This window comes from Paenarthrobacter sp. 10N417, from assembly GCF_056394745.1.
Genome location: NZ_JBFTIL010000012.1, coordinates 155,837 through 167,972, shown reverse-complemented (window position 1 = coordinate 167,972; position 12,136 = coordinate 155,837). Strand labels below are relative to the sequence as shown.

Below are 12,136 nucleotides of genomic sequence, written 5' to 3'. Positions count from 1 at the left end.
CACCCCTTGCGGCGCGCAACATCGGAAGGTAGGTTTTTGAAACGTACCAAAGAAAGCGCTTTCCGAAACCTTAGGTGGAATCGAACATGACTCAGCACGCCCAGATCACGTGGCTCGACGACGAACCGCCCGCGGGACTTAACAGTGGGACAACGTGGGGGATGCCCTTTCCGCGGGGTACCGTGCGGGGTCCGGAAGAGCTGGCCGTTTTCGATGCCACGGGCGAGGCCGTCAACGCCCAAACCTGGCCGCTCGCCACTTGGCCGGACGGCTCGCTCAAGTGGGCGGGCGTCGCGGTCGGCGCGAGCGATAAGCCCTCGGCCGCCTACACCGTCAGCACCGACAGTGGCGCGCACCCACCGGAAGAGCCCGACGGCGGTCCGGCAGCCGCCGTCGAGCGCTCACCTGACGTGACCGTCACCGAAACGGAAGAGGCCGTAACGGTCTCCACCGGGACCTTGGAAATAGTGCTCCCCCGGTCAGGATCCACTTTGTTCAGCACCCTGACCCGCGACGGTTCGGTGGTGGCGAAGGACGGCAGACTCGTGAGCCTTCTCCAGACCGGGCTGAGCGAGGGAGCTGGCAGCACAACGCGCGAAGGTTTCACTGGCCAGGTCACTTCCCTGACAGTGGAACAGCGCGGGCATGTTCGGGCAGTCGTGCGCCTGGAAGGCCGTCATCGGGCGGACCGGAGCGAAAGGGAATGGCTTCCATTCATCGTTCGCTTCTACTTCTATGCCGGCGCGCGGAGCATCCGGATGATGCATTCGTTCATTTGGGACGGCGAGGCTGACAAGGACTTCCTCGCCGGATTGGGTGTCCGCGTCAGTGTTCCGTTGGAAAGCGAATTGCACGATCGTCACGTCCGGATCGCCGGTGCGGACGGCGGATTCCTCGTGGAAGCGGTCCGCGGGTTGACGGGCCTGCGACGGGATCCGGGCGAGGCCGTACGCCAAGCCCAGATCACCGGCCAGCCCACACCGCCGCTCAACGAATGGAGCCCGCTGGTTTCCGAACGGCTGCATCTCATCCCGTCGTGGAACGACTACACGCTGACTCAGTTGAGCGCCGACGGTTTTGAGCTGCGGAAACGTACCGCGCCGGGTCATGGCTGGGTGGGAATTTCCGGCGGCACGCGCTCGTCGGGATTCTGCTCCCTGAGTGACCTGAGGGGTGGATTCGGGATTGGCGTGCGCGATTTCTGGCAGTCGCATCCTGGCCAGCTGGACATACGCGGCGCCGCAACGTCCGAGGCCACGATGACGGCTTGGCTCTACTCCCCCGAAGCCCAGCCCATGGACCTCCGCTTCTACCACGATGGCCTCGGCCAGGACACCTTTGAGGAACAACTCGAGGGCTTGGAGATCACGTACGAGGATTACGAGCCCGGCTTTGGCAATCCCTCCGGAATCGCCCGCACTCATGAGCTGACCCTGTTCGCCTACGAAGCCACGCCCTCCACGGAAAGCCTCGCCGCCGATGCCCTGTCGGCGTCCACTCCCCCGCTTCTGCAGCCGTCCCCCCAGTACCTGCACGCCGCCGGCGTCTTCGGCGACTGGTCCCCCGTGGACCGCAGCACCCCGGCCCGGGCAGAGCTGGAAGACAAGTTGGACTTCCTGTTCGACTTCTACCAGGGCCAAACGGAACAGCGCCACTGGTACGGGTTCTGGAACTACGGCGACGTCATGCACACCTACGACTCCGATCGGCATGTCTGGCGCTACGACGTCGGCGGTTACGCCTGGGACAACTCGGAACTTTCGCCCGATCTCTGGCTTTGGTACATGTACCTCCGGTCGGGTCGCGCCGACGTCTTCCGCTTCGCCGAGGCCATGACCCGCCACACCGGTGAAGTGGATGTGTACCACCTTGGCCCTTGGCGCGGCCTGGGCTCGCGGCACAACGTGCAGCACTGGGGTTGCAGCGCCAAGCAACTCCGAATCAGCACCCCGGCCTACCGGCGCTTCTACTATTACCTGACCGCCGACGAGCGCACCGGCGATCTCCTCACCGAACTCGTGGACAGTGACCAGAACTTCCTTGGCCTGGATCCGGTCCGAAAAGTACGTCGCGACGCCGATACCTACCGCCCCGACCGTGGCGCCTTGGGCGTCGGGCTCGGGACAGACTGGGGCTCCCTCGCGGCCACCTGGCTCACGGATTGGGAACGCACCGGAAACCCCCGCTCACGCGACCGCCTCCTGGGAACCATGGCCGATATCGGCGCCCTGAAGTACGGCTTCCTCACCGGCGAGGCGCTCTACGACCTCGATCAAGGAAGGTTCGACGCCGGCAGGGAAGCCATCAGCGTTTCGCACCTGAGTGCCGTGTTCGGTTTGGTGGAAATCTGCAGCGAACTGATCAGCCTGGTGCCGGACGCGTCCTTTGAGAAGGCGTGGCTGCAATACTGCAGGCTGTTCCTGGCTTCGCCAGAGGAGCAAGCCGCCGAAGTGGGGCAGCCCCTTGCAGGCATCTACCTGACTCAGGCGCACAGCCGACTCACTGCCTACGCCGCGGCTCGACTCGGGTCTCCTGATTTGGCGGAGCTGGCCTGGGACAGCTTTGCCCAGGGCGGGGAGAACCTGAACCACGCCGAGGCCTTCACCTTGAAGAAGATCCTGCCGCCTTATGTCCTTCAACCAGTCGACGAAGCCCCCACTGTTTCCACCAACGACACCGCCCAGTTCGGCCTGGCCGTCATCCAAAACCTGGCCCTCGTCGGAGGTGCGCTGCCCGGGGAGGAGGGCCCGGCGTCGTAGGTCCTGCGGTTTACAACCCGCGTTACCGCCGCAAGCGGGCGATGATCACCCGCAATGAGGGTCAGGAAGCCACAGCCTTAGGAACTCGACCGCGGATGCATGATCCGCATCTGGTCCCATGTGCGCTCCGAAGCAGCGATGTTCTGGTTTGAGCGTTCGCGGTCCAGGGAGGCAAGTTCGACGGCGATCGCCTGGACCGCGGCTACCGCACCTGTCAGGGAGGGGAAGAAGCCGGCACCTTCGGTGGGCACGACGATCCGGTGCTGGGCGTGCACGGCCACAGGTGAGCCCGCGCTGTCAGTGATGGAAACGACCGGCGCCCCGATATTGTGGGCAATGTCGACGGCGCGAATGGTGCTGTCGTAAACCCTCCAAAGGCTAATGGCGATGACGAGGTCCTCGGCGCCCAGCCGCGCGATGGCATTTGTCAGGGCGGCGACGTCGGCGTCGAGGAGCCGGACGTTGTAGCCGGCGATGATTGCGTTGTGCTCCAAAGCCTTGCCCGGGATGGCGTAGCTTCCTGCTGCCACAATGAAGGTTTGCCGGGCGCCAGCGATGGCCTTGGCAATCTGATGGATTGTGCCTGCGTCCAGAGTTCGTTCAAAATGGGCCAAATTCGCGCGATCGGTGGAGACCGCAGCCTGTGCAGGACTACTGATGTGGCCGTTGTGCTCGGCGGCAACTTCCACCGCGCTCAGCGATGCCAGGAAGCGTGACCTGAGTTCAAATTGAAAGTCTGCCCAGCCCCTGAATCCCAGTGTTTGAGCGGTTCTAGTCACCGTGGAGGCGTTTGAAGCGGCTGCTGCAGCAATGTCACTCACAGACCCGTATGAGGCAAGGCGCGGCTGCGAGCGCAGGATCCCCACCACTTGCATCTGGCGTGCTGCAAGCTTCCGGCCCTGGACACGGCTGTCGAGCCACTCGGTCAACGTTGACGAGTCGAAATGTTCTTCCACCTATTGACCTACCTCACACTTTGGCCGTAACTTCGAAACATCGCATCTGCACAGACTTGTGCATATTCCTAAAAATGTACAACTTGGCCCACTTTGGCAGGAATCACCATGTCTCTCACAGCACGCTTGGATCGTCTGGCTCTCAGTCGACCACACTACAAGCTTCTCCTCATCGGAGGCCTCGGCTACTCATTCGACGGCATGGACGGCGCCGTGGTCGCGTTCCTGCTCCCTCGAATCCAGGAATTGTGGGGCCTCAGCAACGCCAGCCTCGGCCTGGTAGGTTCGGCCGCCCCGTTAGGCTTCTTCTTCGGCGCGATCCTCTCCGGATGGATGGGCGACCGATTTGGCCGCAAGAAGGTCATGCTTTGGGCACTCGCCTTCTACTGCCTCATGTCAGTGGTTGCAGCCATGGCTCCCAACTTCGAAGTCTTCTTGATTGCACGGGTCTTTGCAGGACTGGGGGCAGGCGCAGAAAGCGTTATCATCGCTCCATTCCTGTCAGAGTTCATCCCCCCGAAGCGTCGCGGCTGGTTCATTGGAACCCTTGCCGGCTTCTTCTCCTTCGGCTTCGTGGGCGCTGCACTGATTGGCCGGTTCATCGTGCCGATGGGTGAGGACGGCTGGCGCTGGGCCCAGGTGGTCACGGCCATCCCTATCCTTCTACTGCTCTGGTGGCGTCGTAGCCTGCCTGAATCGCCGCGCTTCCTTATCAGCCGCGGCCGCGTAGCCGAAGCAACTGAGGTCGTGGAGCGCTTTGAACAGAGTGTGGTTAAGGCCACCGGCAAAGAGCTCGCTTCCCTGCCTCCAGCCCAGGAGGAGATCGCCAAGCACGAGCAGAAGATCAGCATCTGGAACGCGCTGAAGTTCATGTGGTCAAAGGCCATGCGCCGTCGGACGGCCGTCATATGGCTGATCTGGTTCGTGATCACCTTCTCCTACTACGGCTTCTTCTCCTGGATTCCCACGCTGCTGGTGGGCCGCGGCATCACCGTAACCAAGAGCTTCGAATACTCCATCATCATTTACCTGGCGCAGATTCCGGGCTACTTCTCGGCAGCATGGCTGTGCGACCGGATCGATCGGAAGAACACCATCGCCCTGTATCTGGCAGGATCAGCCCTCAGCGCGTTCTGGCTGAGCCAATCCAATGATTCCGGCATGATCCTGGTGGCCGCTGCAACCCTGTCCTTCTTCCTGAACGGTACGTATGCCGGTGTTTACGCCTACACTCCGGAGCTCTTCCCCACCTGGATGCGTGCCACTGGTGTTGGCCTTGCCAGCGCCGTTGGTCGCATCGGCAGCATCCTCGCACCATCGATCATCGGAATCTTCTCAGTGGCCCTCGGTTTCGGCGGGGTGTTCACCATGACCACGGTGGTGTTGACCATCGGCGTGCTGGGCGTGGTGATTTTTGGAGCATCGACCGCAGGCAAGTCTTTGGAGGACATCAACGCGCGTGCTGAACATGATCCGGCTCCGGCAGGAAAGGCGCAGCAATGAGTTTCTTGGCAACTGACGCAGTGTTTCGGCAAACATTCGAGGCCATGGCCCAGGACCCGGGCGTCATTCTCTTCACCGCCCTCCAATGGATCCCGCAGCGATCCGGCCTCCGGCGCCTTTTCACAAGCCATCCCGCCGAGTATCCCGTGGGCGCCGAGAAGACCGTGGAGATCTCGCCTGGCTGGCTGGGAACGGTCATCGACGACAAGAAGCCCTTCCTTGCCCCGGATCTTAAGGGCCTCCAAGAGGTTTTCACGGACTCCGGACTCATCCAACAACTCGGCTGTGGCGCGGTCATCAACGTTCCCGTCCTCGACCCTGACGGCAACGTGGTGGGCGTCCTCGCCATGTTGGATGCTGAAGGCCGCTATACCCCGCAAAGTGTGGAAACCGCCGTCAAGGTCGTCAGCCGTAACCTTGCTGACCTCGTTGAGGCATTTTCGGCCCATCCCACCGAAGTCCCCGCAGCCACCGAAGTCCCCGAAGTCCCCGGGAAGGAAACCGTCTAAATGAGCACCACCCCAGAAACCCAAGCCACCGACCAGCAGGCGCCCGCCCTTCTCATTCGCAACGCAAGCGTCCTTGATGTCGAGGCAGGCACGTACTCCACAGCCGACGTCGTGAGTGTCGCGGGGAAGATCAGCAGCGTCGGCCCCGACGCCGAGACGCCTTCCGGAGCCCGCGTGATTGATGGAACTGGAAAGTTTGTCATCCCGGGGCTCATTGACGCGCACGTCCACGTGGTCGCGTCCAGCGCTGACTTCCGCTCACTGACCTGGACACCGGCATCGTATGTGTACGCACAGACGGCCCGGATCATGGGACAGATGCTGCGCCGCGGTTTCACCACCGTCCGCGACCTTTCCGGCGCCGATTTTGGCCTGGCGATGGCTCAGCAGGAAGGGCTGCTGGAGGGGCCGAAGATCCACTTCTGCGGCCACGCTCTGAGCCAGACCGGCGGTCACGGCGACATGCGGCTGCCCGGTGAAGACCACGATCCCAATGGCCGCGGGTGCTGTGGAATCGGTCGCGTAGCCGACGGCGTTGACGCAGTGCGGGCAGCCGCTCGCGACGAGATCCGCAAGGGCGCCCACCACATCAAGATTATGGCGTCCGGTGGAGTCTCCTCCCCCACGGACCGCATTGATTCCACCCAATACTCCATGGAAGAAATGCGCGCCGCGGTGGAAGAAGCCGAAGCCGCCAACCGCTACGTCGCCGCCCACGCCTACACGGCCCGCGCCATCAACCGCGCACTCGAAGCCGGCGTCCGCTCGATCGAACACGGAAACCTCCTCGACGACGAAAGCCTCAAGCTCTTCATCGAGAAGGACGCCTTCCTGGTTCCCACGCTCGTCACCTACTGGGCGCTTAAGGAAGAGGGAAAGGAATTCGGGCTCACCGAGGAGATGTGGGCCAAAGTGGACTCAGTATTAACCAGCGGACTGGAAGCCATCTCCCGAGCACATGAAGCCGGCGTGAAAATGGCATTCGGCTCGGACCTCCTTGGTGGCATGCACCGCCATCAGAACGAACAGTTCAGGCTCCTCGGCAAGGTCCAACCAGCAATCGATGCCATCCGCTCAGCAACCACGACGGCGGCCCTGCTGCTTGACCGCGAAGGTGAATTAGGCGTGATCGCGCCTGGCGCTGACGCGGACATGCTGGTGTTGGGCGCCGACCCCGTGGCGGACATCGCGGTACTGGCAGACATCTCGGAACATTTGGAGTTCCTGATCCAGAACGGTCGGGTGATCTCCTAGCACTCCAGCAGGTATCGGGAACCTCTGGTTACTCCGCTCAAAGCTCGATATTGTAAGTATGCTGACAAATATGGTAGCGAGTCAGAGGAGGAGGACATTATGACCACGAAAGTCGACAAAACCATCATGGTCAACGTTCCGGTAAGTACGGCCTACAGACAGTGGACGCGGTTCGAGGAATTCCCCCGTTTCATGGGCGGAGTGGAACGCGTGACGCGGCTGAGCGATGACCGTCTGGAATGGGTGGCCGAAATCGCTGGCGTCCATCGCCGCTGGGAAGCGAAGATCGTTCAGCAGGACATGGACCGGGCCGTGGCATGGGCCGCGGTGGAAGGTGCCAAGAATGCCGGGTGGGTGGACTTCAAGGAAGCTGGCCCGAGCCAGACGTCCTTACATCTGTCACTCGAATACGAGCCTCACGGCGTCCTTGAATTCCTCGGCGACAAACTGCATGTGGTTGAAAGGCAGGCAGAGTCGGACTTGAAGAAGTTCAAGGAGTACATCGAGAAGAAGACACCCCAACCGGATGCTGACATGGGCACCACGGGGACGACGGACACTACGACAACCGGCGCAGCATCCAGCGCAGCAACCGGGGCCACAACAGCGGCCGCAAACGGAGCCGGTACTGATAAGCCCGGCGACGTCCCGATCGTAGACCCCATTACGCACGCCTTCGATCAGACCAACGGCCTGGCAGATCTGGATGGCGATTCCGACGAGACAGCGGACAGCGATACACGCAGCGCCGCGGAACGGAAGGACGACGAGGGTTTCGGCCCGGGCTACATCCCACCGATGGGTGGCCTGCCCGGCCAGCGGTAGCAGCCACCGCACGAAACAAAACAACCACTGCCGCCCGGATCAGCACGATCCGGGCGGCACGCCTGAGTGGTCCACCTATGAAAGGAACGTCATGACTACCTGGCTCATCACAGGCTGCTCCACCGGACTCGGCCGCGCGCTGGCCCAAGCCGTGCTCGCACGGGGCGATAACGGCGTCGTCACCGCCCGCGACGTCTCCAAACTGCAGGAGCTGACCACCGAGTTCCCGACGACCGCCCTTGCCGTCGCGCTCGATGTCACCGAGCAGTCGCAGGTCGACGCCGCCGTGCAACAGGCCGAGGACCAGTTTGGCGCGGTGGACGTGCTGGTCAACAATGCCGGCTACGGTTACCGTGCAGCCATTGAAGAAGGCGACGACGGCGACGTCCGGGCGCTGTTCGACACCAACGTTTTTGGCCCGGTCGCCATGATCAAGGCCGTCCTGCCTGGAATGCGCTCCCGCCGATCAGGTGCAATAGTGAATATTTCCTCCATCGGCGCTCGCATCTGCCCGCCCGGTTCCGGCTATTACTCAGCGTCGAAGGCTGCGCTGGAGGGACTGACCGGCTCACTGCAGAAGGAACTGAAGCCTCTGGGGATCTCCGTGACAGTGGTGGAGCCCGGGGCGTTCCGTACCGACTTTGCGGGGCGTTCACTCACCCAGTCGGCGCGGACAATTGAGGATTACGCCGAGACTGCGGGCAAACGCCGCAAGGAACACGACACGGTCCACGGCACGCAGCAGGGCGACCCGGACAAAGCAGCAGAGGTGATCATCGCCGCCGTCGAAGCAGCTGAGACGCCCGCGTTCCTGCTGCTGGGTGCCGACGCCGTCTACGCCTACGGCGCGGTGGAAGAGGCCCAGCGTGCCGAGGTGGAACGTTGGCGCGAGCAGAGCATCAGCACGGGTTACACGGAGTAACTTCCAACGTGTAATCGGTCACACTTGGCCGGATCGGCTTGTCAATCGCGGTAGGCAGCATGAACCATGAATGAGGGAATTCGTTCCCGTACAAGCTGAATCAGCAATCCTCACCGACGAGGATGCGGCCCCTGCGAAGAAGCTTGGGGCTGTTAACGGCCTGAGTGAAAGTACTGACAATGACGACACATACTGACTCCATCACGCTGAAAATCTGGGACAAGTCGGCGATCGACCACACCATCGACGCCGCCATCCGGGATCTTTCTCCTCGCGCCGCTGCCGAAAACTGCGGCATTGCAGTAACGCTCAGCGGACCGAAAACCTTCACCGTTAGCCTGAGCCGCTAAGCAGCTCAAACTCACCACAAGAGGACGACGCCGGAACCTCCCGGCGTCGTCCTCTTGCGTTTTCTGAATCGTGACTGCGTCAGGGAACTCCTGATCAAACCTTGAGACTTCCTTGATGCTTTGCGGACAGGTTTCTTGCGTTTCCGTTGAAACTCTAAGTGAAACACCACTTCGAGTTCGAACGGAGGAATCCCAGATGCATCGGGCCGTCATTTCAGAGACAACTGCTGCACCACGAGGATCCCACCGTGCCCCCGGTGGTGTGGTCACGGTTCTGGTCCCGGCACACAACGAATCCGCCGGCATTACCGAAACCCTCATCTCGCTGAACAACCAGACCAAACGCCCGGATCGTGTGATCGTGGTGGCCGATAACTGCACTGACGATACTGAAGAACTCGCCCTTGCCCAGGGCGTCGAAGTCCTCCGCACTGTTGGCAACAGGGATAAGAAGGCCGGCGCCCTGAACTTCGCTCTGGGGCAGCTTCTTCCGGGAGCCGATCCCGAAGACCTGATTCTGGTCCAGGACGCCGATTCGCAGCTTGCCCCGGACTTCATCGAGAATGCCACGAACAACCTCCTCAAGGACGAACTGTTGGGGGCGGTGGGTGGAGTGTTCAGCGGTGGGCCGGGAGGCGGATTCGTCGGACACCTGCAGCGAAATGAGTATGCCCGCTACGCCAGGGATGTGAAGCGCCTCCACGGCAGGTGCCTGGTAGTCACCGGGACTGCCGCGTTATTCCGCATTAAGACCCTCGGGGACGTCGTCGCAGCACGGTTGAACGGCACGCTTCCTCCTGGAAACGGCGAGGGCGGCGTCTACGATACCTCGGTGCTGACCGAAGACAACGAATTGTCCTTTGCTCTCCTCACCCTCGGATACCGCATAGCTTCACCGTCAAACTGCACGCTGGTCACCGAAGTCATGCCGACGTGGCGGGAACTTTGGGCGCAGCGGCTCCGGTGGAAGCGCGGAGCCGTGGAGAACTGCGTGCAGTACGGGTGGACCAAAGTGACCAGGGCCTACTGGGGACGGCAGTTCCTCTCCATGCTCGGCGTCCTGGTAACCCTGGCCTACCTCGGATCCATCGTCTTTGCCCTGACCAGCGGAATGGGACTGAACCTCCACCCATTCTGGCTCGCCGTCACCTGCATCTTCGTCCTGGAACGCATAGTAACTCTGCGTTTCCGGGGCTGGAGGTACATGTTGCTTGCCGCAACCATGTACGAAACCGTCATCGACGTTTTCCTCCAGGCAGTCCACGCCAAGGCCTACCTGGACGCCGCACTCAACAGAAAGAAAGTTTGGTAAACGACTCATGTACAACAACCCAGCAGGATCCGTAGGCGCAGCAATTGCAGGAGGAGCCGGCTCCGGCACTCTTGCCATGACCGGCGCCGGGGACCTCTTCTGGTTCGCACTGGCCGCCTTCGCCATGCTGGCCCTTGGCCTGGCCATCAAGAGGATCGTCCCGGTCCGCGCGCAGAAAAACTAGCAAGCCCAGCAAACCCGCAGTTGTGTCGGATCACGCCCCCAGCGCGACACAACCGCGGGTTTGTTGTTTTAACCCCGCCGTTCGTTAACTAACGAGCGCCGTATCAGCCGAATACTTGGATACGGTGGTGTACCCGGCCTTCGTTCCGGTAACCCGAACTCGCATGGTGTCTGCTTGGTCGGCGGCCACCAGGACATAGGTCTTGGCTGTTGCCCCCGCGATCGCCACACCGGAGCGGTACCACTGGTACGTCAGCGTAGTTCCTGAGGTCCACGTCCCCGGGTTGGCCGTCAGCGTGGAGCCAACGGTGAGCGTCCCCGTGACGGTGGGAGTGGGTGCAAGCAGTGTACCGGCCACCACGGCAGCCGTGGGCGCCGATTCCTTGGTAGTCGTGGCATAACCGGCCTTGGTGCCCGTAACCCGCACGGTCAACGTGGCACCCTGATCCGCAGCCGCAAGGGCCCGGGTGGCGGTTGTTGCGCCAGCGATTGCCGTTCCGTTCCTGTACCACTGATAAGTCAATGCAGTTCCGGTGGTCCAGGCGCCTGGATTGGCAGTCAGCGTTGATCCAACTGCCGCCGTTCCGGAGATAGTAGGTATTGGGGCTGTCAACGGGATGCCCGGAACAAACGAGAAATCACGAATGGTGACGGATTCAGGTGCAACATGGGCTGCATCACCCCCACCGCCCCCGGTAACCCATAGGTTGAAGTGGATCTGTTCGTTGGCCGGAACTGGAACTGTGGAGCCTTGCAGGACAGTCCGCTTCAGCAGCGTTCCCCCGAAGCCCTCCCCGGCAAACGTCTCGAAAGTTAGCTTGCCGGGTTCCCAGACCATCCTGTGGGTGAGGATCGGGGCATTCGTGACATCGAACGTGACTGTGTTGTTGCCCTGCCCGGGGGGCAGTGTGGCGTCAAACCAATAGCCATGGCCTTGAGTGACAGGCCAGTTCTGGCCGTAGGCAGCTCCACCTCCCCAGGCGGATGCCTCGCAGAGGTCGATCTCTGTGTAGCCAGGTTCGGCGGCGGGGTCATAGGTGAAGAGGCAACCCCAAACAACTTCCTTCTGGAGCGCGCTAACGTCCTTTTCCACGGTGGTGCTGTACGTTCCGTAGCCGAATCCCTCCCGCGTGGATTGGAACTCCGCGCCCTTGGGAGCCGAACCGGTCGGGTTGGTGATCGACAGTTTGACGAACCCGTTGGCGTCCGGGTTGCTCACGTTGTTTGCGTCCCAGCTCGCGTTGTACATCGGGGCCCCACCCCAGAAACGCTTCTGCCAGTTGAAACCCTTCCAGGCAAAGCTGCCCACAGGGCCAGGGTCCTCAGCCATGGGGGTTGTATCGGCTGCGTGTGATGGGCCTGTTCCAGTGAGCATTGATAAACCCACCGCCAGCACGACGGCCAAACCTGCTGCTTTTCTTCGCCCATGCGGAATGAGCCCTACTGACCATGCCATAGCCGTGCCTCCATTGATGCGCCCAGACTCTCCCCGGCAAAAACCGGAGACCGCAACAACATTCCACCCCCACCAGGAACGTGCAGTTCCTCGATTATCAAGTAGAC

11 protein-coding genes are annotated in these 12,136 nt (G+C 61.8%); 9 read left to right on the top strand and 2 right to left on the bottom strand.

Going from position 1 to position 12,136, the window contains the following annotated elements; genetic code table 11:
• Window positions 1-86: 86 nt before the first annotated feature.
• The gene (locus tag AC1DCM_RS15950) at window positions 87-2,759 is read left to right on the top strand and encodes an exo-rhamnogalacturonan lyase family protein (protein WP_477518964.1); all 2,673 of its coding nucleotides are present in this window, start codon (window positions 87-89) and stop codon (window positions 2,757-2,759) included.
• Between the two features lie 77 nt (window positions 2,760-2,836).
• On the opposite strand, the gene AC1DCM_RS15945 is transcribed toward AC1DCM_RS15950, so the two are convergent.
• Window positions 2,837-3,715 carry a MurR/RpiR family transcriptional regulator gene (locus AC1DCM_RS15945; RefSeq protein WP_477518963.1) on the bottom strand — a complete coding sequence of 293 codons (879 nt, stop codon included), beginning with the start codon at window positions 3,713-3,715 and terminating at the stop codon, window positions 2,837-2,839.
• Between the two features lie 108 nt (window positions 3,716-3,823).
• Between AC1DCM_RS15945 and AC1DCM_RS15940 the strand changes: the two genes are divergently transcribed.
• The 8 genes from AC1DCM_RS15940 (at window position 3,824) to AC1DCM_RS15905 (ending at window position 10,574) form a co-directional block, all read left to right on the top strand.
• Window positions 3,824-5,218 (top strand): MFS transporter, encoded by a 1,395-nt coding sequence (locus AC1DCM_RS15940; protein ID WP_477518962.1) that lies wholly within the window; start codon window positions 3,824-3,826, stop codon window positions 5,216-5,218.
• Window positions 5,215-5,727, top strand: coding sequence for a GAF domain-containing protein (locus AC1DCM_RS15935; protein ID WP_477518961.1), 513 nt, complete (start codon window positions 5,215-5,217; stop codon window positions 5,725-5,727). Before AC1DCM_RS15940 ends, AC1DCM_RS15935 begins: the two co-directional genes overlap by 4 nt.
• Complete coding sequence (locus tag AC1DCM_RS15930; protein ID WP_477518960.1) at window positions 5,728-6,981, top strand: metal-dependent hydrolase family protein; 1,254 nt, start codon at window positions 5,728-5,730, stop codon at window positions 6,979-6,981.
• Window positions 6,982-7,080: 99 nt separating this feature from the next.
• On the top strand, window positions 7,081-7,806 hold the full coding sequence (locus tag AC1DCM_RS15925; RefSeq protein ID WP_477518959.1) for an SRPBCC family protein: 726 nt from the start codon (window positions 7,081-7,083) through the stop codon (window positions 7,804-7,806).
• A gap of 91 nt (window positions 7,807-7,897) precedes the next feature.
• A complete protein-coding gene (locus AC1DCM_RS15920; protein ID WP_477518958.1) occupies window positions 7,898-8,728 on the top strand; it encodes an oxidoreductase in 831 nt (276 codons plus the stop codon).
• A gap of 179 nt (window positions 8,729-8,907) precedes the next feature.
• Window positions 8,908-9,078: a hypothetical protein gene (locus AC1DCM_RS15915; protein WP_216926503.1), complete on the top strand. Its 171-nt coding sequence runs from the start codon at window positions 8,908-8,910 to the stop codon at window positions 9,076-9,078.
• A 196-nt stretch (window positions 9,079-9,274) separates the two neighbouring features.
• On the top strand, window positions 9,275-10,390 hold the full coding sequence (locus tag AC1DCM_RS15910) for a glycosyltransferase family 2 protein (RefSeq protein WP_477518957.1): 1,116 nt from the start codon (window positions 9,275-9,277) through the stop codon (window positions 10,388-10,390).
• A gap of 7 nt (window positions 10,391-10,397) precedes the next feature.
• Complete coding sequence (locus AC1DCM_RS15905) at window positions 10,398-10,574, top strand: hypothetical protein (protein ID WP_442003195.1); 177 nt, start codon at window positions 10,398-10,400, stop codon at window positions 10,572-10,574.
• 84 nt (window positions 10,575-10,658) lie between these two features.
• Here AC1DCM_RS15905 and AC1DCM_RS15900 read toward each other — a convergent pair whose 3' ends face one another.
• Window positions 10,659-12,029, bottom strand: a complete 1,371-nt coding sequence (locus AC1DCM_RS15900) for a hypothetical protein (protein WP_477518956.1) — start codon at window positions 12,027-12,029, stop codon at window positions 10,659-10,661.
• Between the last annotated feature and the right edge of the window lie 107 nt (window positions 12,030-12,136).

Bases quoted from the DNA above. Each gene is read 5' to 3' on its own strand.
- AC1DCM_RS15910 (WP_477518957.1), top strand. From the start codon at position 9,275: ATGCATCGGGCCGTCATTTCAGAGACAACTGCTGCACCACGAGGATCC.
- AC1DCM_RS15920 (WP_477518958.1), top strand. From the start codon at position 7,898: ATGACTACCTGGCTCATCACAGGCTGCTCCACCGGACTCGGCCGCGCG.
- AC1DCM_RS15905 (WP_442003195.1), top strand. From the start codon at position 10,398: ATGTACAACAACCCAGCAGGATCCGTAGGCGCAGCAATTGCAGGAGGA.
- AC1DCM_RS15925 (WP_477518959.1), top strand. From the start codon at position 7,081: ATGACCACGAAAGTCGACAAAACCATCATGGTCAACGTTCCGGTAAGT.
- AC1DCM_RS15930 (WP_477518960.1), top strand. From the start codon at position 5,728: ATGAGCACCACCCCAGAAACCCAAGCCACCGACCAGCAGGCGCCCGCC.
- AC1DCM_RS15935 (WP_477518961.1), top strand. From the start codon at position 5,215: ATGAGTTTCTTGGCAACTGACGCAGTGTTTCGGCAAACATTCGAGGCC.
- AC1DCM_RS15950 (WP_477518964.1), top strand. From the start codon at position 87: ATGACTCAGCACGCCCAGATCACGTGGCTCGACGACGAACCGCCCGCG.
- AC1DCM_RS15940 (WP_477518962.1), top strand. From the start codon at position 3,824: ATGTCTCTCACAGCACGCTTGGATCGTCTGGCTCTCAGTCGACCACAC.
- AC1DCM_RS15915 (WP_216926503.1), top strand. From the start codon at position 8,908: ATGACGACACATACTGACTCCATCACGCTGAAAATCTGGGACAAGTCG.
- AC1DCM_RS15900 (WP_477518956.1), bottom strand. From the start codon at position 12,029: ATGGCATGGTCAGTAGGGCTCATTCCGCATGGGCGAAGAAAAGCAGCA.